Source organism: Agrobacterium sp. Ap1, assembly GCF_017313375.1.
GTDB lineage: Bacteria > Pseudomonadota > Alphaproteobacteria > Rhizobiales > Rhizobiaceae > Neorhizobium > Neorhizobium cellulosilyticum.
In genome coordinates this window covers 122,318-142,665 of the sequence record NZ_JAFLMY010000014.1, presented here as the reverse complement: position 1 = coordinate 142,665, position 20,348 = coordinate 122,318, and the positions used below count along the sequence as shown (strand labels likewise).

Below are 20,348 nucleotides of genomic sequence, written 5' to 3'. Positions count from 1 at the left end.
GGCAGGGGCTGGCCCGTTACATCCTCGACAATCCTGAAACGGTAGCCGGCAAACGAGTGCTGGATTTTGCCAGCGGGTCCGGGCTGGTGGCGATTGCGGCAAAGATGGCGGGGGCAGCGCATGTGCTGGCGGCGGATATCGATCCATGGACGCGGACGGCAGTGACGCTGAATGCGGCCGAGAACGGGGTCGAGATCGGGTTCACGGGCGAGAACCAGATTGGCCTTAGGGTTGATGCCGAGGTCGTGCTTGCCGGAGATGTCTTCTACGACCGGGATTTTGCGGCGGCGCTGGTGCCGTGGTTCACGGCCTTAGCCGATGCAGGCAAGGTGGTCTTGGTCGGTGATCCGGGGCGGAGCTATCTGCCGAAGGAGCGGCTGGAGAAGCTTGCGGTTTACGAGGTGCCAGTGACGCGGGCGCTGGAGGATAGCGAGGTCAAGAAGACGACGGTCTGGCGGTTCGGGTAGGGGAGGCTTTTCTACATCGTTGCGGATTGCCCCTCATCCGCCTGCCGAGAGACGATGGCGACAACCAAATGAACTGCGGCGTGCTTGTGTCTGGATCCTCGGGGCAGGCCCGAGGATGAAGGAGGTTTTGGTTTCTGTTGGAGGCCAAAACAGGCCTCGTGCCCTGGTTACTGTATCCATTGCCATGGGAGTTATGTTTTGGGCACCTTTGCACCACCCATCGGCCGTCATCCTCAGGCTCGACCCGAGGATCCATGCACAAGCGATTACGGTGTCAGGTTCCAGACGTACCAATCCTGCCCCGCGCAGTCTCCCGCCGTGGTTGTCAAAAAACATTCCGGAGAAGCGCACGCCTATGCGGAACCTCTTTGGAATATAAAATGTGGCTCCGCATATGCGTGGCCTTCGGCTTGTCTCGGGACTTCCGGTCCCTACGGGTGATCCTCTCGCCTCGCTGCATGTGGTTTCCCACACTTGGACGGCTCAACCGAACCCGGCATGGATGCCGGGGGGAGGCTTGATAGGGAAAAGGTTGTCCCTCTCCCATGCGTTTCACCCCTTGCGCCCTTGCCGCACGTTACGGATCAGACGAAAGCGCCGGCTCCCGCCTGCCCGCGAACGTCTCGCGCAACACTCCGGCGACGGAAGCCGGGGGATTGTAGGCACGGGTCGGGAGGGCGGGGATAATGTTTTGTGTAAGGTGTTGGTTTTGTTGATGTGGAGGGCCGAAATGTCCCCGCGACGATGAGCTTGCTTATGGAAATCGGGAACACGGTAGCGCTTGTGCTTGGATCCTCGGGTCAAGCCCGAGGATGACGACAGAGAGGTGGAACCAAGTTGCCAAAAGCGAACCAACGACGCGACGTCGCCCCTTAGGTGCCATTTCGCATCCCCTATCCTCCGTCATCCTCGGGCTTGACCCGAGGATCCAAACACAAACCCTAAAATGCCGCGATTGGCTGACGAACGCGCGCCAAATCCCATGCTCGCATGGCGGGATGTGGCTACATTGTGACCGACGACTAACGCGGAGCGCTCTATACGGAGTGGACTGGGATCCCGAGAGCCTCATCGGGGAACATTGTGAAGAAACAATGCTGAAGCCGAAATCCAGCGTGAGGACAAGGCCGGTGGGCAAGACGATATGGGTGGAACGGGTCGTCCGTCTGTCGCGTTTCACCACTCATAATCATGGGAGGCGAAGGGAGCGGCGGAGATGGACGAACTTGCCGAAATCTATCGCGGGTATATCGATTGCCTGAACCGGCAGGATTGGCAAAGTCTTGGCGATTTCGTTGATGAGAATGCGGTCCATAATGGACGGCAAATCGGGCTTGCCGGTTATCGTGAGATGCTGGTGGGAGATTTTCGCGCCATTCCGGATCTGCGTTTCACCATCGACTTCCTGGTAGTCGAGGCCCCGAAAGTGGCGAGCCGATTGGTTTTCGATTGTACGCCTGCCGGCGAGCTGTTCGGCCTTCCGGTCAATGGTCGTCGTATCCGGTTTTCCGAAAACGTCTTCTACCAATTTTCCGGCGGACTGATCGCTCAGGTCTGGTCGGTCATCGACAAGGCTGCGATCGAAGTCCAGCTTGGGTGAAGATATCCGGCCTCACTTCTCCCCACGGATGACGCAGACATCCATCTCGTAACTGCAGCCGTTGATCGGCCGGAAGTTGCCGTTGGCAAGTTCTTCCGTGACGGTGATGATCTTCGCCTTGGGTGCGGGATAGGAAAGACCTGAGCGCGAGGGTTCCGAGGCATACTCGCCGACGTATATTTCGCGATAGCCGTCAGTGTAGATGATCGACGAGCCGGAGACAGTAGCGAATGAGCCGAGTGTCTGAATGGAACCTTTGTCGGGACGACTGTTTCGTGCCGATGACACTACACGGCTGGCGCCGCCCAGGCGCTGATCGGAAAACAGCTTTAGCTCGCCGCGTCGGCCATGATGCCCGTGGCCGTAATAATGGCCCCGGTAACCGGTTTCGCCGCTGTTAAAATCCGGAGAACGATCGCGCGCGGAGGCTGCAGAGGCGAAGGCGCCGGATAGCGTAAGTGCAAAAAGAACAGGTTTTATGCGATTCGCGATCATGGCGAACTCCGAGATCATGGTTAATCAAAGGTTAACATGTTCTCTGCGCCAGCGCACGTCGGCGCCCAAATCTTTGGAATTGATGGTTAATGCGCCGCGGCGATTTGTCCGAGGCTTTTCCTCTTGCAATTCACAATCGATTAAATTCACGCGACGTCGGAATTGATCTTGTCGTCTTGGAATTCCAAGATTAAACCACGCCGATGATGCAATGCACATTTTCTCGGCATGGTGCATTGCCGGGCGCCCGCCCGCTGAGACGACGCCGCGAGGTAATGATGGCGAATATAACAAATAATCGGCCTCTGTCGCCGCATCTTCAAGTTTACAAACTGATTCCCACAATGCTGATGTCGATCATCCACCGTATTACCGGTGGTGCATTGGCTGTCGGCACTGTGCTTCTTGCCTGGTGGCTGATCGCAGCCGCATCCGGCAAGCCCTATTTCGACTGGGTCAGCTGGCTGTTCGGCACCTGGATCGGGCTGCTGGTCCTGTTCGGCTATACCTGGGCTCTGATCCACCACATGCTCGGCGGTATCCGCCATTTCGTGTGGGACATGGGTCATGGTTTTGAAAAACACTTCGCGACCAAGGTGGCGGTGATCCTGCCCATCGTATCGATCTGTCTGACCGTGCTGGTCTGGATCATCGGCCTGGCCATCTGAGGAGGAAACATCATGGATATGCGTACTCCCCTCGGCAAGGTTCGTGGTCTCGGATCAGCAAAGGACGGCACCGAACATTTCTGGATGCAGCGGATGTCTGCAGTGGCACTCGTGCCGCTCGCCATCTTCTTCATCATCTTCCTGATCCGCTATGCAGGCGCTCCTTACGAGGAAGTCGTCCAGGCGCTGTCGAACCCGCTCATCGCCGTGCTGTTCGGCCTGATGATCATTGCCGGTCTCGTGCACATGCGCATCGGCGTTCAGGAAATCATCGTCGACTACGTGCATAACGAAGGCCTGAAATTCCTGGCCGTCATGCTCAATACATTTTTTGCAATGCTGATCGGTGGCCTCTGTCTTTTCGCCGTTCTGAAAATTGCGTTCGTAGGATAATCCATCATGGCATCCGTGACTCCGATAGCCCAGAACGGCAAAGCATATAATTATGTCGACCATTCCTACGACGTTATCGTCGTGGGCGCTGGCGGTGCGGGTCTTCGCGCCACACTCGGCATGGCCGAGCAGGGTTTCAAGACCGCCTGCATCACCAAGGTTTTCCCGACACGTTCCCACACGGTCGCGGCGCAGGGCGGTATTGCCGCCTCGCTGCAGAACATGACGCCGGACTCCTGGCAGTGGCACCTCTATGACACCGTCAAGGGTTCCGACTGGCTCGGCGACGTTGACGCCATGCAGTACATGGTCATGGAAGCGCCGAAAGCCGTTTACGAGCTTGAGCACTACGGCGTGCCCTTCTCGCGTAACGAGGAAGGCAAGATCTACCAGCGTCCGTTCGGCGGCCACATGCAGAACTTTGGCGCCGGCCCGCCGGTGCAGCGCACCTGCGCTGCGGCCGACCGTACCGGTCACGCCATCCTGCACACGCTTTATGGCCAGTCCCTGCGCAACAACGCGGAATTCTTCATCGAGTATTTCGCCCTCGACCTGATCATGTCCGATGACGGCAGCCGTTGCGAAGGCGTCGTTGCCTGGAACCTCGACGACGGCACGATCCATCGCTTCGCCGCCAAGATGGTGGTTCTGGCGACCGGCGGTTATGGCCGCGCCTATTTCTCGGCAACCTCTGCCCATACCTGCACCGGCGACGGTGGCGGCATGGTGGCACGCGCCGGCCTGCCCTTGCAGGACATGGAATTCGTCCAGTTCCACCCGACCGGTATCTACGGCTCCGGCTGTCTGATCACCGAAGGCGCACGCGGCGAAGGCGGTTACCTCGTGAATTCCGAGGGCGAGCGCTTCATGGAGCGGTATGCACCTTCGGCCAAGGACCTTGCCTCGCGCGACGTCGTTTCGCGCTGCATGACGATGGAAATCCGTGAAGGCCGCGGCGTCGGCAAGAACAAGGACCACATCTTCCTGCATCTCGACCATCTCGATCCGGCCGTGCTGCACGAGCGTCTCCCCGGCATTTCGGAATCGGCGAAGATCTTTGCCGGCGTCGACGTGACCCGCGAGCCGATCCCGGTTCTGCCGACGGTTCATTACAATATGGGCGGCATTCCGACCAACTATTGGGGCGAAGTGCTCAACGCCGACTCGAGCAATCCGGAACGGATCATTCCGGGCCTGATGGCTGTCGGTGAAGCAGGTTGCGCTTCGGTTCACGGTGCAAACCGCCTCGGCTCCAACTCGCTGATCGACCTCGTGGTCTTCGGCCGCGCCGCCGCAATCCGCGCCGGCCAGGTGATCGACCGCGAAGGCGCTATCCCGGCGCTCAATGTTGCTGCCTGCGACAAGATCATGGACCGCTTCGACGGCCTGCGTCACGCCAATGGCGCAACGCCGACGGCCGTGCTGCGTGACAAGATGCAGCGCACCATGCAGGACGATGCCGCCGTGTTCCGGACGCAGGAATCGCTCGAATCCGGCTGCAAGCGCATGTCGCAGATCTGGAGCGAGCTCCCCGACGTCAAGGTCACCGACCGTTCGCTGATCTGGAACTCGGATCTGGTCGAGACGCTGGAACTGCATAACCTGATGGCGAATGCGATCACCACCGTCTATGGCGCCGAGGCCCGCAAGGAAAGCCGTGGCTCCCACGCCCGCGAGGACTTCACGGAAGGCGCATTCGCCGGCCGCGACGACGTCAACTGGCGCAAGCACACGTTGGCCTGGGTCAACGAAAAGGGCGACGTCAAGCTCGATTACCGTCCGGTCCATACGGACCTGATCGCCGAAGGCATCGATCCCTACAAGATCGAGCCCAAGGCTCGCGTGTATTGATCCGGAGGGAATTGGACCATGGTTGAACTCGCTCTCCCCAAAAACTCGCAGATGTCCGAAGGCAAGGTCTGGCCGAAGCCGGAAGGCGCCACGAACGTTCGCGAATACCGCATCTATCGCTGGAGCCCGGATGACGGCAAGAACCCGAGCATCGACACGTTCTATGTCGATCTGGATGATTGCGGCCCGATGGTGCTCGACGGTCTTCTCTACATCAAGAACAAGATCGACCCGACGCTGACTCTACGCCGTTCCTGTCGCGAAGGCATTTGCGGTTCCTGCGCGATGAATATCGACGGCACGAACACGCTGGCCTGCACCAAGGGCATGGACGACATTTCCGGCACGGTCAAAGTCTATCCGCTGCCGCATATGCCGGTGGTGAAGGACCTCGTTCCGGACCTCAACAACTTCTACGCCCAGCATCGCTCGATCGAGCCGTGGCTGAAGACGGTGTCGCCGACGCCGGCCAAGGAGTGGAAGCAGAGCCATGAGGATCGCCTCAAGCTCGATGGTCTCTACGAGTGCATTCTGTGCGCCTGCTGCTCGACCTCCTGTCCGAGCTACTGGTGGAACGGCGACCGTTACCTCGGTCCGGCAGTTCTCCTGCAGGCCTATCGCTGGCTGATCGACAGCCGCGACGAAGCCAAGGGCGAGCGCCTCGACAATCTCGAGGATCCGTTCCGGCTCTATCGTTGCCACACGATCATGAACTGCGCCCAGGCTTGCCCGAAGGGTCTGAACCCGGCCAAGGCAATTGCCGAGATCAAGAAGATGATGGTCGAGCGCCGCGTCTAGTCTTTGAAAAGCCCAGGGCCGCAGCTTTCGTTGCGGCCTTTGGTTTGTCTTGCTGCCCGGTGCGCACGCCGAATTGACCGTGCAGATCGTCGCGATTATGCCGGATTGGCTGGATACCCTTGATTAACCAAGGTCGTTTACGATATTCCCGGCCAAACTGTCGTGCCCAAGTTGTAGGGCAGTGTGAAATGATCCGGACAGGAGTTTTTGATGCAGTTCAAATATGTGGCAACAGGTCTGGTACTGACCCTTGCGTTGGCTGGTTGCCAGCGGACATCCTACAGCCCTTATAGTGATCTGCCGGCGCAGCCCGCTCCGCTTCAGGCCCAGCCCGTTCAGGGTGTTCAGGGCGGTCAGCTTCCGCCTCCGGGTGGCGCTTCGCAATATCCTTCCGCACCTCAGGGTGGTCAGAACATGGCCATGGCTAACCCGAACGCGGCTGCTCCCGCCAGCGCGCTCGATGTCACCAAGGAGCAGATGGTCGGCAACTGGCGCGTTTCCAATGGCGGCGCATCCTGCGACATGTTCCTGACGCTCACCAATCTCGGCAGCGGTTCGCGCGGTGGTACCCGCGGTTGCGCCGGTGAGCTGACGGCCATGGGCTCATGGGAAGTCTCCGGCAAGATGGTTCAGTTCAAGAACCGTGCAGGCGATGTGATCGGTCGGGTCTACAAGAGCGCCGACAACCGCTTCGACGGTACCACGAATTCGGGCCAGCAGGTCAGTCTGAGCCGCTAATACTGACATAAGGGGCGTCCCTCGGTGGAACCCATTCCAGAATATACGTCGAGCGTCTGCGAAGAGCTCAAGGCTCTGGCGGCGTCCGGCGTTCTGACGCCCGACAAGGCGCAGATGGAGGTCGCTGCCAGGCTCGACCGCGTGCTCGTCGCGTTGCGCGAGGCAAAACCCGCGAAGAAGTCGAGTGCGCTTGGCTGGCTGTTTGCCCGTCGCGGCAATGGCCATGCGGAAAAGGTGCGCGGCCTTTATGTCTATGGCAGTGTCGGCCGCGGCAAGACCATGATCATGGACATGTTCTTCAAGAAGGCGCCCACGCAGAAAAAGCGGCGGGCGCATTTTCATGAGTTCATGGCCGACGTGCATAACCGCATCCACGAACAGCGGCAGAAGCTGAAGCGGGGTGAGACGAAGCAGGCCGATCCGGTGCCGCCGGTTGCCGCCGCACTTTATGCGGAAGCCGAGCTTCTGTGCTTCGATGAATTCTCCGTGACCGACATTACCGATGCGATGATCCTGGCGCGGCTTTTCACCGAGCTGTTCGATCTCGGCTGCGTGCTGGTCGCGACCTCCAATGTTGCGCCGGAAAATCTCTACAAGGACGGGCTCAATCGCGGCCTGTTTACGCCGTTTATCGGACTTCTAAGCAGCCATGTCGATGTGGTGACGCTGGACAGTCCGACCGATTACCGGATGCAGAAGAATGCCAATCTGCCCGTCTATCTGACGCCGCTCGACGGGCGTGCGGATGCGGCGATGGAGGCCGCATGGCATCAGGTCACCGATGGCGACAGGGCCGAGCCGGTCGAACTGCCGATGAAGGGGCGCAGCATTCATGTGCCTGCGGCAGTCGGGCGGGCTGCGCGTTTCTCATTCTCCGATCTTTGCGAAAAGCCGCTCGGCGCTTCGGACTATCTGGCCATCGCCGCGCGTTTCGACGTCGTCTTTGTTGATAACGTGCCGCAGCTCGGCGCGGAAAAGCGCAATGAAGTGAAGCGGTTCATCAATCTGGTCGATGCGCTCTACGATCATTCCGTGCGGCTTTTCATTTCGGCTGCAGTCACACCAGACGCATTGCTGACGGAGCGTAGAGGCACCGAAGGTTTCGAATTCGACCGCACGGTTTCGCGACTTTTCGAGATGAGAAGCGCGGAATATCTGTTGCTCCATAATGAGAAGCGGCAGGAAGTCTGACATATTTATGGCAGAAATTCTTACGTTCACGTAACTCAAATAGTATCTAACCGATTGAAAAATATAGTCTCAAAATAATCGTTTGCCATTTTTGGCAGATGAGGCTATCCGTGCTGCCGCAAGATGAGCCTGCGCTAACTTGCCGCAGGTCAGGATTTGAAGAGGAAGCATTTCCATGTCGCGTAAGAAGATTGCACTTATTGGTTCGGGCATGATCGGTGGCACGCTGGCGCATCTTGCCAGCCTGAAGGAGCTGGGCGACGTCGTCCTCTTCGACATCGCCGACGGCATCCCGCAGGGTAAGGGCCTCGACATCGCTCAGTCCGGTCCGGTTGAAGGCTTCAATGCGAAGCTGACCGGCGCCAGCGACTATGCTGCGATTGAAGGCGCCGACGTCTGCATCGTAACCGCCGGTGTCGCCCGCAAGCCGGGCATGAGCCGCGACGACCTGATCGGCATCAACCTCAAGGTCATGGAACAGGTCGGCGCAGGCATCAAGAAATATGCTCCGAACGCTTTCGTCATCTGCATAACCAACCCGCTCGACGCGATGGTCTGGGCGCTGCAGAAGTTCTCCGGCCTGCCGAAGAACAAGGTCGTCGGCATGGCTGGCGTTCTGGACTCGGCCCGTTTCCGTCTCTTCCTCGCCGAAGAATTCAACGTTTCCGTTCAGGACGTCACTGCATTCGTCCTCGGCGGCCATGGCGACACGATGGTGCCGCTCGCTCGCTACTCCACGGTTGCCGGCGTTCCGCTCACCGATCTCGTCAAGATGGGCTGGACGACGCAGGAAAAGCTCGACCAGATCATCCAGCGCACCCGTGACGGCGGCGCAGAGATCGTCGGCCTCCTGAAGACCGGCTCTGCCTATTACGCTCCGGCCGCCTCGGCGATCGAAATGGCTGAATCCTACCTCAAGGACAAGAAGCGCGTCCTGCCGGTCGCTGCTCACCTCTCCGGCCAGTACGGCGTCAAGGACATGTATGTCGGCGTTCCGGTCGTTCTCGGCGCCGGTGGTGTCGAGCGCATCGTCGAAGTCGAATTCAACAAGGACGAAGAAGCGGCCTTCCAGAAGTCGGTCGGTGCTGTTGCCGGTCTCTGCGAAGCCTGCATCGCCCTCGTTCCTTCGCTGAAGTAATCAGCTTCCAAAAAGTTCGGCGCTGGCTTTTGCCAGCGCTCACGTCATTCAAATAGGGATCAAGCCCCATGAATATCCATGAATACCAGGCCAAGGCTCTCTTGAAGGGTTACGGCGCACCGGTTGCCGAAGGCGTCGCGATCCTCAAGGTCGAAGAAGCCGAAGCTGCTGCCAAGCAGCTCCCAGGCCCGCTCTACGTCGTCAAGAGCCAGATCCATGCCGGCGGTCGCGGCAAGGGCAAGTTCAAGGAACTTGGGCCCGATGCCAAGGGCGGCGTTCGCCTGGCCAAGTCGATCGAGGAAGTCGTGGCTCACGCCAAGGACATGCTCGGCAACACGCTGGTAACCGCGCAGACCGGCGAAGCCGGCAAGCAGGTTAACCGCCTCTACATCGAAGACGGTGCAGACATCGACCGCGAACTTTACTGCTCGCTGCTGGTCGACCGTTCCGTCGGTCAGGTTGCTTTCGTCGTTTCGACCGAAGGCGGCATGGACATCGAAGCCGTTGCCCACGACACGCCTGAGAAGATCCACACGATCGCCATCGACCCGGAAACCGGTGTGACGGCTGACGACGTTGCCAAGATCTCCAAGGCTCTCGAACTCTCGGGTGCAGCTGCCGAAGACGCAAAGTCGCTCTTCCCGGCGCTCTACAAGGCGTTCGGCGAAAAGGACATGGCTCTTCTCGAAGTCAACCCGCTGATCGTCATGAAGGACGGACACCTGCGCGTTCTCGACGCCAAGATGTCCTTCGACGGCAACGCGCTGTTCCGCCATGACGACGTCAAGGCGCTGCGCGACGAGACCGAAGAAGACTCCAAGGAAATCGAAGCCTCCAAGTGGGATCTCGCCTACGTTGCCCTCGACGGCAATATCGGCTGCATGGTCAATGGTGCCGGTCTCGCCATGGCGACGATGGACATCATCAAGCTTTACGGCAAAGAGCCGGCAAACTTCTGTGACGTCGGCGGTGGCGCCGGCAAGGAGAAGGTCGCTGCTGCCTTCAAGATCATCACCGCTGACCCGAAGGTCGAGGGCATCCTCGTCAATATCTTCGGCGGCATCATGCGTTGCGACGTCATCGCCGAAGGCGTTGTCGCAGCTGTTCAGGAAGTCGGTCTGAAGGTTCCGCTCGTTGTTCGCCTCGAAGGCACCAATGTCGAGCTCGGCAAGAAGATCCTCAACGAATCCGGCCTTGCTATCACGGCTGCTGACGATCTGGACGATGCCGCCAAGAAGATCGTTGCGGCGATCAAAGCCTAATCTGAGGAACCTGTTACATGTCTATTCTCGTCAATAAAGACACCAAGATCCTCGTTCAGGGCCTGACCGGCAAGACCGGCACGTTCCACACAGAACAGGCGCTTGCTTACTACGGCACCAAGATGGTCGGCGGTATCCACCCGAAGAAGGGTGGCGAAACCTGGTCGTCGGGCGTCGACGGCACGGCGCTGCCGATCTTCGCTTCGGTTGCCGAAGCCAAGGAGCGCACCGGTGCTGATGCGACCGTGATCTACGTTCCGCCGGCAGGTGCTGCCGACGCGATCATCGAAGCGATCGAAGCCGAAGTTCCGTTCATCACCTGCATCACCGAGGGTATCCCGGTCATGGATATGGTGCGCGTCAAGGCAAAGCTCGACAAGTCGAAGTCGCGCCTGCTCGGCCCGAACTGCCCGGGCGTTCTGACGCCGGAAGAATGCAAGATCGGCATCATGCCGGGCTCGATCTTCCGCAAGGGTTCGGTCGGTATCGTTTCGCGCTCCGGCACGCTGACCTACGAAGCCGTATTCCAGACTTCGAACGAAGGCCTCGGCCAGACGACGGCTGTCGGCATCGGCGGCGACCCGGTCAAGGGCACCGAATTCATCGACATGCTGGAAATGTTCCTCGCTGACGAAGCCACCCAGTCGATCATCATGATCGGCGAAATCGGCGGTTCGGCTGAAGAAGATGCAGCCCAGTTCCTGATCGACGAAGCCAAGAAGGGCCGCAAGAAGCCGATGGCAGGCTTCATCGCCGGCCGTACGGCTCCGAAGGGCCGCACCATGGGTCACGCCGGCGCTGTCGTTTCCGGCGGCAAGGGCGATGCGGAATCCAAGATCGCAGCCATGGAAGCAGCAGGCATCAAGGTGTCTCCTTCCCCGGCACGCCTCGGCAAGACGCTGGTTGAAGTTCTCAAGGGCTGACGCCACATAACGGTCACTCGCCGCCGATAGACAGGCGGCGATGGACCTCAAGGTTTAGAACCCGCAGGCGGAAGCTTTTTTGCCTGCGGGTCACCCGTCAAAAGACGGTGTCGCAGCGGCGACAAGACACGACGACAGACCAGAGAATGCGGAGCCGGCGAGGTCCTCGGTTCCGACCACGTGAGGAGGCGGGCGCGGCGCCCGCAATAGGCCATGTCCCGGCAAGAAGCCAACGAGCAGTTTCTCATCACTTCGTTCCTAGATGGCGCGAACGCCGTCTATATCGAACAACTTTATGCCAATTACGAAGCCGATCCGAATTCGGTTTCGGAAGAGTGGCAGGCCTTCTTCAAGGCCCTGGCCGACAGCCCCGAAGACGTGAAGAAGGCAGCGCAGGGCGCTTCCTGGAAGCGTTCGAACTGGCCGATCGCAGCTGGTGGCGACCTTGTTTCCGCTCTCGACGGTAACTGGCCGGTGGTGGAAAAGGCGATCGAAACCAAGGTGAAGGCGAAGGCTGAAGCCGCTGCCGCTGCCAAGGGTGCAACCGTCAACGAAGCCGATGTTCATCAGGCGAGCCGCGACAGCGTGCGCGCCATCATGATGATCCGCGCCTACCGCATGCGCGGCCACCTGCATGCCAAACTCGATCCGCTCGGCATCGCAAGCCCGGTCGAGGACTACAACGAACTGTCGCCGAAGTCCTACGGCTTCGAAGAGAGCGATTACGATCGCAAGATCTTCATCGACAACGTTCTGGGCATGGAATACGCGACCGTTCGCGAGATGATCGCGATCCTCGAGCGCACCTATTGCTCGACGATCGGCGTCGAGTTCATGCATATGTCGAGCCCGGAAGAAAAGGCCTGGATCCAGGAACGGATCGAAGGTCCGGACAAGGGCGTCGCCTTTACCCCGGAAGGCAAGAAGGCCATTCTTTCGAAGCTGATCGAAGGTGAAGGCTACGAGCAGTTCCTCGACGTCAAGTTCAAGGGCACCAAGCGTTTCGGCCTCGATGGCGGAGAAGCACTGATCCCGGCACTCGAACAGATCATTAAGCGCGGCGGCCAGCTGGGTCTTGAAGAAGTCATCGTTGGCATGGCCCACCGCGGCCGTCTGAACGTTCTGACCAACGTCATGGGCAAGCCGCACCGCGCCGTGTTCCACGAGTTCAAGGGCGGTTCGTTCAAGCCTGACGAAGTCGAAGGTTCGGGCGACGTGAAGTACCACCTCGGTGCCTCTTCCGACCGCGAATTCGACGGCAACAAGGTTCACCTGTCGCTGACCGCAAACCCGTCCCACCTCGAGATCGTCAACCCGGTCGTGATGGGCAAGGCCCGCGCCAAGCAGGACATGCTGGCCAAGGTCTGGGAAAAGGACAACATCATCCCGCTCTCCGAGCGCTCCAAGGTTCTGCCACTGCTTCTGCACGGCGATGCGGCCTTTGCGGGCCAGGGCGTGGTTGCCGAAATCCTCGGCCTGTCGGGTCTGCGCGGTCACCGCGTTGCCGGTACGATGCACGTCATCATCAACAACCAGATCGGCTTCACCACCAATCCTGGCTTCTCGCGTTCGTCGCCTTATCCGTCGGACGTTGCCAAGATGATCGAAGCGCCGATCTTCCACGTCAACGGCGACGATCCGGAAGCGGTCACCTATGCCGCCAAGGTTGCGACCGAATACCGGATGAAGTTCCACAAGCCGGTCGTGCTTGACATGTTCTGCTACCGCCGCTTCGGCCATAACGAAGGCGATGAGCCGGCGTTCACCCAGCCGAAGATGTACAAGGTCATCCGCGCCCACAAGGCCGTGGCCGAGATCTATGCCGAACGTCTGGTCGGCGAAGGCGTGATCACCGACGCCGAATTCGACAAGATGAAGGCCGACTGGCGCGCCCATCTCGACGCCGAGTTCGAAGCCGGCCAGGCCTACAAGCCGAACAAGGCCGACTGGCTGGACGGCCAGTGGTCAGGTCTGCGTTCCGCCGACGATGCCGACGAGCAGCGTCGCGGCAAGACCTCGATGCCGATGAAGAGCCTCAAGGAAATCGGCCGCAAGCTGTCGACCATTCCGGAAGGTTTCAACGCGCACCGCACGATCAAGCGCTTCATGGAAAACCGCGCACAGATGGTCGAGACCGGCGAAGGCCTCGACTGGGCGATGGCGGAAGCCTTTGCTTTCGGTTCGCTCTGCGTCGAAGGCACGAAGATCCGTCTGTCCGGCCAGGATTGCGAACGCGGCACCTTCTCGCAGCGTCACTCGGTTCTCTACGATCAGGACACCGAAGAACGCTACATCCCGCTTGCCAATCTGCAGCCGGGCCAGGGCAAGTATGAAGTGATCAACTCCATGCTGTCGGAAGAAGCCGTGCTCGGCTTCGAATACGGTTACTCGCTGGCCCGTCCAAACGCGCTGACCCTCTGGGAAGCCCAGTTCGGCGACTTTGCCAACGGTGCGCAGGTGGTGTTCGACCAGTTCATCTCGTCTGGCGAACGCAAGTGGCTGCGCATGTCCGGTCTCGTCTGCCTTCTGCCGCACGGCTATGAAGGTCAGGGCCCGGAACATTCGTCGGCTCGCCTGGAACGCTTCCTGCAGCTCTGCGCGGAAGACAACATGCAGGTTGCCAACGTCACGACACCTGCCAACTACTTCCACATCCTGCGCCGCCAGGTGAAGCGCGACTTCCGCAAGCCGCTGATCCTGATGACGCCGAAGTCCTTGCTGCGCCACAAGCGTGCAACCTCGACGCTTGCGGAACTGGCGGGCGAAAGCTCGTTCCACCGCCTGTTGTGGGACGATGCCGAAGTCATCAAGGACGGCCCGATCAAGCTGCAGAAGGATGCCAAGATCCGTCGCGTCGTGATGTGCTCCGGCAAGGTTTATTACGACCTTCTCGAAGAGCGCGAAAAGCGCGGCATCGACGATGTCTACCTGCTGCGTATCGAACAGCTCTACCCGTTCCCGGCCAAGGCTCTGATCAACGAGCTGTCGCGCTTCAAGAACGCGGAAATGGTCTGGTGCCAGGAAGAGCCGAAGAACATGGGCGCCTGGTCGTTCATCGACCCTTACCTGGAATGGGTTCTGGCGCATATCGATGCCAAGTATCAGCGCGTCCGCTACACGGGCCGTCCGGCAGCAGCATCGCCGGCGACCGGCCTGATGTCGAAGCATCTGGCACAGCTGGAAGCCTTCCTCGAAGACGCTCTCGGCGGCTGATTTTTCAGCCGTCTCCCCTAATTTGTTCGAAACGAATCTTGAGAAAAACGGAAACAGATCATGGCAACCGAAATCCGCGTTCCAACCCTCGGCGAGTCCGTCAGCGAGGCGACCGTCGGCACCTGGTTCAAGAAGGTCGGCGATACGGTCAAGGCCGATGAGCCGCTGGTCGAACTGGAAACCGACAAGGTTACCGTCGAAGTTCCAGCCCCGGCTTCCGGCGTGTTGACCGAAATCGTTGCGCAGAACGGTGAGACTGTCGGTCTCGACGCGCTGCTCGGCCAGATCGCAGAAGGCGCTGTTGGCACTGCTGCTGCCGCTCCTGCTGCAAAGCCTGCAGAAGCTGCACCGGCCCCGGCTGCCGCTGCACCGGCCGCTGCTGCTCCTGCTGCCGCATCGTCGATGCCGGCTGCACCGTCTGCTGCCAAGGTTGCTGCCGACAACAACATCTCGACTGCCGATATCGACGGTTCGGGCAAGCGCGGCCAGGTTCTGAAGGGCGACGTTCTCGCCGCCATCGCCAAGGGCCCGTCCGCTCCGGCCCCGGCTGCCGTTCCGGCTGCTCCGCGCGCGGTTTCCTCGGCCGAGGATGCGCCTCGCGAAGAGCGCGTGAAGATGACCCGTCTGCGCCAGACGATCGCCAAGCGTCTCAAGGATGCACAGAACACCGCCGCCATGCTGACCACCTATAACGAGGTGGACATGAAGGCGGTGATGGACCTGCGCAACCGCTACAAGGACGTGTTCGAGAAGAAGCACGGTGTGAAGCTCGGCTTCATGGGCTTCTTCACCAAGGCCGTGACCCACGCGCTGAAGGAACTGCCGGCTGTCAACGCCGAGATCGACGGCACCGACATCATCTACAAGAACTACTGCCACGTCGGCATGGCCGTCGGTACCGACAAGGGTCTCGTCGTTCCGGTCATCCGTGACGCCGACCAGCGCTCGATCGCCGGCGTCGAAAAGGAACTCGGTCGTCTCGCAAAGGCTGCTCGTGACGGTTCGCTTTCCATGGCCGACATGCAGGGCGGCACGTTCACCATCACCAATGGTGGCGTCTACGGTTCGCTGATGTCCTCGCCGATCCTGAACGCCCCGCAGTCGGGTATTCTCGGCATGCACAAGATCCAGGAGCGTCCGGTCGTCGTCGGTGGCCAGATCGTCATCCGCCCGATGATGTATCTCGCTCTGTCCTACGATCACCGCATCGTCGACGGCAAGGAAGCGGTCACCTTCCTCGTTCGCGTCAAGGAAAGCCTGGAAGATCCGGAACGTCTGGTTCTCGATCTCTAAGACTTCAAGCCTTACATCCTGAACTAAGGAGAGCAGCATGGAACCCGCTTCGGCAAATGCAACCCATCTTGTGGTCGTGCTTTGTCTGAGTGTGGTCCTGCTGCTCTTTCATATTCTGCTGCAGGGATTTCTCGCCACGCGTGAACTGGGTTCCAAATGGAATGCCGGACCACGCGACGAGGATATTGCACCGAAGAATGCGGCGGCGGGGCGTGCTGCGCGCGCCTCGAAGAACTATCAGGAAACCTATCCGGCCTTTATCGGCCTGCTTCTCGGGCTTGCCTTTATCGGCGACCCGACCGGACTTGGCATCGGTGGCGCCTGGGTGTGGCTGATCGCGCGGATTGCCTATGTTCCGCTCTATCTGGCGGGCATTCCCTATGTCCGCTCGATGGTCTGGCTATTGAGCCTTGCCGGACTGCTGATCATGATGGCCGCGCTGCTGCTCTGAGGGATATTCAACATGCATGCCTATATGATCGAACTGATCTCGCTGATGGCGATCTTCTCCTTTGCGATCGTCTCGCCGGGGGCGGATCTTGCCATGGTGATGCGACAGGCGCTGGTCCATGGCCGCCGGCAGGCGATCATCACCAGCTTCGGCATCGGCACGGCACTGATGTTCCATGTCAGCTACACGATCCTCGGTCTCGGATTGATCATTTCGCAGTCGGTCTATCTGTTCAACATCGTTAAATGGCTGGGTGTCGCCTATCTGGTCTATATCGGTGTGAAGGCGCTGAAGGCGGGCAGGACCGAGATCAGCGTTCCAGCGGATGGGCAGGTTGATGGCGTCAAGCGGGGCCAGTCGGCGCTAAAGGCATTCACGCTCGGCTTTGCCGCGAACGCCCTCAACCCGAAGCCGGTCTTCTTCTTCTTGTCGATCTTCTCGACCGTCGTTGGCGCCCATACGCCGATGGCGATCAAGTTCGGCTACGGGCTGGTGATGGCGACCTGCCTGATCATCTGGTTCGTCGGCGTCAGCACATTCATGACGACGCCGCGCATGCGGGCGGCGTTTTCGCGTGCCAGCAAGTGGATCGACCGGACCAGCGGTGTGGTGTTCATCGCGCTCGGAATCAAACTCGCAACTGAAAAAGCGGCCTGAGGGCCATTCTCGAAACGCTGGCGGGAATGAGCCTGCCAAAACCAGAAATCAGGAATTAGAACATGGCTTATGATGTCGTCGTTATCGGTAGTGGCCCGGGCGGTTATGTCTGCGCAATCAAGGCAGCACAGCTCGGCCTGAAGGTCGCGGTCGTCGAAAAACGCGCCACCTATGGCGGCACCTGCCTGAATGTCGGCTGCATTCCGTCGAAGGCTCTTCTGCATGCTTCGGAAATGTTCCACCAGGTCGCCCATGGCGTCGATACGCTGGGTGTGGAAGTTGCTGCGCCTACGCTGAACCTCACCAAGATGATGGCTCACAAGGATGCGACCATCAAGTCGAACACCGATGGCGTCGCCTTCCTGTTCAAGAAGAACAAGATCGACGGCTTTATCGGCACCGGCAAGATCGTTGCGGCTGGTAAGGTTTCCGTTACGGGTGAAGACGGCAAGGTGCAGGAACTGGAGACGAAGAACATCGTCATCGCCACCGGTTCCGACGTTGCTGGCATTCCGGGCGTCAATGTCGAGATCGACGAGAAGGTCATCGTGTCCTCGACCGGCGCGATTTCACTGGAAAAGGTTCCGCAGAACCTGATCGTGGTCGGCGGCGGTGTCATCGGTCTGGAACTCGGTTCGGTGTGGATGCGTCTCGGCTCCAAGGTTACCGTGATCGAATATCTCGACAAGCTGCTCGGCGCCATGGATGCCGACGTGTCGAAGCAGTTCCAGCGGATGATCGCCAAGCAGGGCATGGATATCCGTACCGAAGCAAAGGTTACGGCCGTCGAAAAGACTGCTACCGGCGCCAAGGTCACCTACGAGCCGGTCAAGGGTGGCGATGCGGTTAACGTTGAGGCAGACGTCGTGCTGATCTCCACCGGCCGCAAGCCTTACACTGAAGGCCTGGGCCTTGAAGCTGCAGGCGTCGTGCTCGACAATCGTGGTCGCGTCGAAATCGATGGTGGCTTCAAGACCAATGTTGCCGGCATCTATGCGATCGGCGACGTGGTGAAGGGCCCGATGCTGGCGCACAAGGCCGAAGACGAGGGCGTTGCTCTCGCCGAAATCCTGTCCGGCCAGCATGGTCACGTGAACTATGACGTCATTCCGGGTGTCGTCTACACCCAGCCGGAAGTCGCCTCCGTCGGCAAGACTGAAGAGGAACTGAAGGCTGCAGGCATCGCCTACAAGGTCGGCAAGTTCCCGTTCACCGCCAACGGCCGTGCGCGCGCCATGCTGGCGACCGACGGTTTCGTCAAGATCCTCGCCGACAAGGAAACCGACCGGGTTCTCGGCGGTCACATCGTCGGCTTCGGCGCCGGCGAGATGATCCATGAGATCACCGTGCTGATGGAATTCTCCGGTTCGTCGGAAGATCTCGGCCGCACCTGCCACGCACACCCGACCATGTCGGAAGCCGTCAAGGAAGCCGCTCTTTCGACCTTTGCCAAGCCGATCCATATGTAATCGGTGCGAATAATTCGAGATGAGAAAGGCGGGATTTCGGTCCCGCCTTTTTCTTTTCCTCATCTGTCCTAAACTTCCTGTCTTATTGCTCTCTCAGGAAAGTGACGGACATGAAGACCGCATTCTCTCTGTCGCAGCGCATCCTGCACTGGCTGATGGCCGTGCTGATCCTGTTCAATCTCCTGTTTTCTGATGCGATGACGGCATTCGGGGAACTCTATTTCGGCGACAAGCCGATCCCGCCCGAGATCATGACGTCCGCCAATATCCATGCCTATGTAGGGATTGCGATACTGGCGCTGGCCCTGACCCGGCTCTGTCTTCGCATAGCGCTCGGCGCTCCGCCGCATCCGGAAGCGGAGCCTGCCTTTTCGCGCGTCGTGGCGACGATCACGCATTGGTCGCTCTACGCGATGTTCATCATCATGCCGCTTGCCGGGATCGGGGCCTTCTATTTCAAGAACAGCATGGCGGCATTCGCCCATATCGGCTGGATGAAAACGGCCCTGTGGGTGCTGATCTGTCTGCACATACTCGGCGTGCTGGTGCATCAGTTCTATTGGAAGACCAATATCCTGCGCCGGATGACGAGCGGGCGGTCGTGATTTGGAAGTTCGGCAGCCTCGAGTCTACAGACACCGTCTTCGATCTCATCGGAGGATCTGGACATGATCGCAGATGGTCAGATCGCAGGCGTGACTTTGAAGCCCTGTTTTCTGAATAGCTCGACTAGGCCGTCGTCCCCTTGGACATGAAGCGCACCAACGGCGATAAAGGCGTTGCCGTCCTGCAGGAATGGCTTGGCTCTGTCCGCCATGGTGTGGTTTCGCCGGGTGATGACCTCGTCTTCGAATTCCGCGAAACTGTCAGCCGCCATCGTCGTGTCGTTTTGGGAAAGCCATCTCAAAAGCGGTGCTAGTGGTCTGATATCACCGCTTAAATAGAGCCTGAGCATTGTCTCATCGATGTTCGCGAACTGCTCGGGATGGGCGATAGCAGAGATGAGGTTCTTTACCTGAGCTTCAAGCGACATCTTGTTCAGAGCGCCGTATTGCTCCTCCAGTGTCTCCAGACCTTTCAGGGGTATGTTGTTCTCGATGGCATCAAGTGCCAGCTGCTGATCCAGAACCGGTGTTCTGTCTTTGGCGCGTGATTGCTCACAGGCCGAGGCAACGATGCTGGTGACCATCCAGGGTCTCAGATAGTTTACTGCCGAAAGCGGTGCGCCCCTCGCCGTCAGGGCCGTATCGACGACGCCGCGCTGCTCTGGAGTCAGAAAATCTTCGATGCGCTTGCCAGCGGGCATCATCATCATATCCGGCTTGGTGAAGGCCAGAAGGCGGGCCTTGCCGAGTTCCAGCAGCTGGTCGGATTCCAGGACAATGACCTTGGCCTTAAGATGCGCCTTCTTGACGGTGTGGGGTAGTTTGATCACCCGCGGATCCGACACGTGCATCGTGCCGAACAGGTAGGACGGTTTGACGCCGCGTTTCTCGATCTTCCAGAAGAGGCCTCGCGCATTCGGTATCTTGCGGCCTTCGGCAAGAATCTGGTCGTAAGTCTTGCGGTCCTCGCGTTTCATTTTCGCGAGGAGATCGATCCCGCCGCATGATACCGGCTCGGCGTTGGCAATAGCGGACAGGCCAAGAAGAAGGCAGAGACTGGCGGCCAGGAAAACAAGGTTACGATGCAATATATGTGCGAACATGGGAACCGTCGAAAGAGCTGCTAATATCGCTTT

Annotated in this window: 19 protein-coding genes; 17 read left to right on the top strand and 2 right to left on the bottom strand. The window is 59.4% G+C overall.

What is annotated here, in order from left to right; genetic code table 11:
* Together JZX87_RS22740 and JZX87_RS22735 are read left to right on the top strand one after the other, a co-directional pair.
* Positions 1 to 467 (top strand): class I SAM-dependent methyltransferase (locus tag JZX87_RS22740; protein WP_206828169.1); only part of this gene is annotated, 467 nt, incomplete at its 5' end.
* Between the two features lie 1,216 nt (positions 468 to 1,683).
* Positions 1,684 to 2,067 carry an ester cyclase gene (locus JZX87_RS22735; RefSeq protein ID WP_206828167.1) on the top strand — a complete coding sequence of 128 codons (384 nt, stop codon included), beginning with the start codon at positions 1,684 to 1,686 and terminating at the stop codon, positions 2,065 to 2,067.
* A gap of 12 nt (positions 2,068 to 2,079) precedes the next feature.
* Here the strand turns inward: JZX87_RS22735 and JZX87_RS22730 are convergent, their stop codons facing one another.
* Positions 2,080 to 2,562, bottom strand: a complete 483-nt coding sequence (locus tag JZX87_RS22730; protein WP_206828164.1) for a hypothetical protein — start codon at positions 2,560 to 2,562, stop codon at positions 2,080 to 2,082.
* A 278-nt stretch (positions 2,563 to 2,840) separates the two neighbouring features.
* Here JZX87_RS22730 and sdhC point away from each other — a divergent pair, with 278 nt between their 5' ends.
* The 15 genes from sdhC to JZX87_RS22655 all read left to right on the top strand — a co-directional run bounded on the left by sdhC (position 2,841) and on the right by JZX87_RS22655 (position 19,212).
* Complete coding sequence (gene sdhC, locus JZX87_RS22725) at positions 2,841 to 3,230, top strand: succinate dehydrogenase, cytochrome b556 subunit (protein ID WP_148148153.1); 390 nt, start codon at positions 2,841 to 2,843, stop codon at positions 3,228 to 3,230.
* 12 nt (positions 3,231 to 3,242) lie between these two features.
* Complete coding sequence (gene sdhD / locus JZX87_RS22720; RefSeq protein WP_148148154.1) at positions 3,243 to 3,623, top strand: succinate dehydrogenase, hydrophobic membrane anchor protein; 381 nt, start codon at positions 3,243 to 3,245, stop codon at positions 3,621 to 3,623.
* Between the two features lie 6 nt (positions 3,624 to 3,629).
* Positions 3,630 to 5,474, top strand: coding sequence for a succinate dehydrogenase flavoprotein subunit (sdhA, locus tag JZX87_RS22715; protein ID WP_148148155.1), 1,845 nt, complete (start codon positions 3,630 to 3,632; stop codon positions 5,472 to 5,474).
* 18 nt (positions 5,475 to 5,492) lie between these two features.
* Positions 5,493 to 6,272, top strand: coding sequence for a succinate dehydrogenase iron-sulfur subunit (locus tag JZX87_RS22710; protein ID WP_148148156.1), 780 nt, complete (start codon positions 5,493 to 5,495; stop codon positions 6,270 to 6,272).
* 210 nt (positions 6,273 to 6,482) lie between these two features.
* Positions 6,483 to 7,010 (top strand): protease inhibitor Inh/omp19 family protein, encoded by a 528-nt coding sequence (locus JZX87_RS22705; protein WP_183828404.1) that lies wholly within the window; start codon positions 6,483 to 6,485, stop codon positions 7,008 to 7,010.
* A gap of 24 nt (positions 7,011 to 7,034) precedes the next feature.
* Entirely contained in the window at positions 7,035 to 8,201 is a 1,167-nt protein-coding gene (gene zapE, locus JZX87_RS22700) for a cell division protein ZapE (RefSeq protein ID WP_206828162.1), read from the top strand.
* Between the two features lie 175 nt (positions 8,202 to 8,376).
* Positions 8,377 to 9,339, top strand: coding sequence for a malate dehydrogenase (gene mdh, locus JZX87_RS22695; RefSeq protein WP_112509119.1), 963 nt, complete (start codon positions 8,377 to 8,379; stop codon positions 9,337 to 9,339).
* Positions 9,340 to 9,407: 68 nt separating this feature from the next.
* Complete coding sequence (gene sucC, locus JZX87_RS22690; protein WP_092999534.1) at positions 9,408 to 10,601, top strand: ADP-forming succinate--CoA ligase subunit beta; 1,194 nt, start codon at positions 9,408 to 9,410, stop codon at positions 10,599 to 10,601.
* A 17-nt stretch (positions 10,602 to 10,618) separates the two neighbouring features.
* A complete protein-coding gene (gene sucD / locus JZX87_RS22685) occupies positions 10,619 to 11,524 on the top strand; it encodes a succinate--CoA ligase subunit alpha (protein WP_183828398.1) in 906 nt (301 codons plus the stop codon).
* Positions 11,525 to 11,737: 213 nt separating this feature from the next.
* On the top strand, positions 11,738 to 14,737 hold the full coding sequence (locus JZX87_RS22680; RefSeq protein ID WP_183828395.1) for a 2-oxoglutarate dehydrogenase E1 component: 3,000 nt from the start codon (positions 11,738 to 11,740) through the stop codon (positions 14,735 to 14,737).
* Positions 14,738 to 14,797: 60 nt separating this feature from the next.
* The gene (odhB, locus tag JZX87_RS22675; RefSeq protein ID WP_206828160.1) at positions 14,798 to 16,030 is read left to right on the top strand and encodes a 2-oxoglutarate dehydrogenase complex dihydrolipoyllysine-residue succinyltransferase; all 1,233 of its coding nucleotides are present in this window, start codon (positions 14,798 to 14,800) and stop codon (positions 16,028 to 16,030) included.
* Positions 16,031 to 16,067: 37 nt separating this feature from the next.
* On the top strand, positions 16,068 to 16,481 hold the full coding sequence (locus JZX87_RS22670; protein WP_148148162.1) for an MAPEG family protein: 414 nt from the start codon (positions 16,068 to 16,070) through the stop codon (positions 16,479 to 16,481).
* Between the two features lie 12 nt (positions 16,482 to 16,493).
* Positions 16,494 to 17,138 (top strand): LysE family translocator, encoded by a 645-nt coding sequence (locus tag JZX87_RS22665; RefSeq protein WP_206828159.1) that lies wholly within the window; start codon positions 16,494 to 16,496, stop codon positions 17,136 to 17,138.
* 62 nt (positions 17,139 to 17,200) lie between these two features.
* Entirely contained in the window at positions 17,201 to 18,607 is a 1,407-nt protein-coding gene (gene lpdA / locus JZX87_RS22660) for a dihydrolipoyl dehydrogenase (RefSeq protein ID WP_206828158.1), read from the top strand.
* A gap of 110 nt (positions 18,608 to 18,717) precedes the next feature.
* Entirely contained in the window at positions 18,718 to 19,212 is a 495-nt protein-coding gene (locus JZX87_RS22655) for a cytochrome b (protein ID WP_206828157.1), read from the top strand.
* A 77-nt stretch (positions 19,213 to 19,289) separates the two neighbouring features.
* Here the strand turns inward: JZX87_RS22655 and JZX87_RS22650 are convergent, their stop codons facing one another.
* Entirely contained in the window at positions 19,290 to 20,315 is a 1,026-nt protein-coding gene (locus JZX87_RS22650; protein ID WP_206828156.1) for a TraB/GumN family protein, read from the bottom strand.
* Positions 20,316 to 20,348: the final 33 nt, after the last annotated feature.

Coding starts and splice junctions, on each gene's coding strand:
- sucC (WP_092999534.1), top strand. CDS start 9,408: ATGAATATCCATGAATACCAGGCCAAGGCTCTCTTGAAGGGTTACGGC.
- JZX87_RS22730 (WP_206828164.1), bottom strand. CDS start 2,562: ATGATCGCGAATCGCATAAAACCTGTTCTTTTTGCACTTACGCTATCC.
- odhB (WP_206828160.1), top strand. CDS start 14,798: ATGGCAACCGAAATCCGCGTTCCAACCCTCGGCGAGTCCGTCAGCGAG.
- JZX87_RS22665 (WP_206828159.1), top strand. CDS start 16,494: ATGCATGCCTATATGATCGAACTGATCTCGCTGATGGCGATCTTCTCC.
- sdhD (WP_148148154.1), top strand. CDS start 3,243: ATGGATATGCGTACTCCCCTCGGCAAGGTTCGTGGTCTCGGATCAGCA.
- JZX87_RS22710 (WP_148148156.1), top strand. CDS start 5,493: ATGGTTGAACTCGCTCTCCCCAAAAACTCGCAGATGTCCGAAGGCAAG.
- sdhA (WP_148148155.1), top strand. CDS start 3,630: ATGGCATCCGTGACTCCGATAGCCCAGAACGGCAAAGCATATAATTAT.
- JZX87_RS22705 (WP_183828404.1), top strand. CDS start 6,483: ATGCAGTTCAAATATGTGGCAACAGGTCTGGTACTGACCCTTGCGTTG.
- JZX87_RS22735 (WP_206828167.1), top strand. CDS start 1,684: ATGGACGAACTTGCCGAAATCTATCGCGGGTATATCGATTGCCTGAAC.
- sdhC (WP_148148153.1), top strand. CDS start 2,841: ATGGCGAATATAACAAATAATCGGCCTCTGTCGCCGCATCTTCAAGTT.
- JZX87_RS22670 (WP_148148162.1), top strand. CDS start 16,068: ATGGAACCCGCTTCGGCAAATGCAACCCATCTTGTGGTCGTGCTTTGT.
- sucD (WP_183828398.1), top strand. CDS start 10,619: ATGTCTATTCTCGTCAATAAAGACACCAAGATCCTCGTTCAGGGCCTG.
- JZX87_RS22650 (WP_206828156.1), bottom strand. CDS start 20,315: ATGTTCGCACATATATTGCATCGTAACCTTGTTTTCCTGGCCGCCAGT.
- JZX87_RS22655 (WP_206828157.1), top strand. CDS start 18,718: ATGAAGACCGCATTCTCTCTGTCGCAGCGCATCCTGCACTGGCTGATG.
- lpdA (WP_206828158.1), top strand. CDS start 17,201: ATGGCTTATGATGTCGTCGTTATCGGTAGTGGCCCGGGCGGTTATGTC.
- JZX87_RS22680 (WP_183828395.1), top strand. CDS start 11,738: ATGTCCCGGCAAGAAGCCAACGAGCAGTTTCTCATCACTTCGTTCCTA.
- mdh (WP_112509119.1), top strand. CDS start 8,377: ATGTCGCGTAAGAAGATTGCACTTATTGGTTCGGGCATGATCGGTGGC.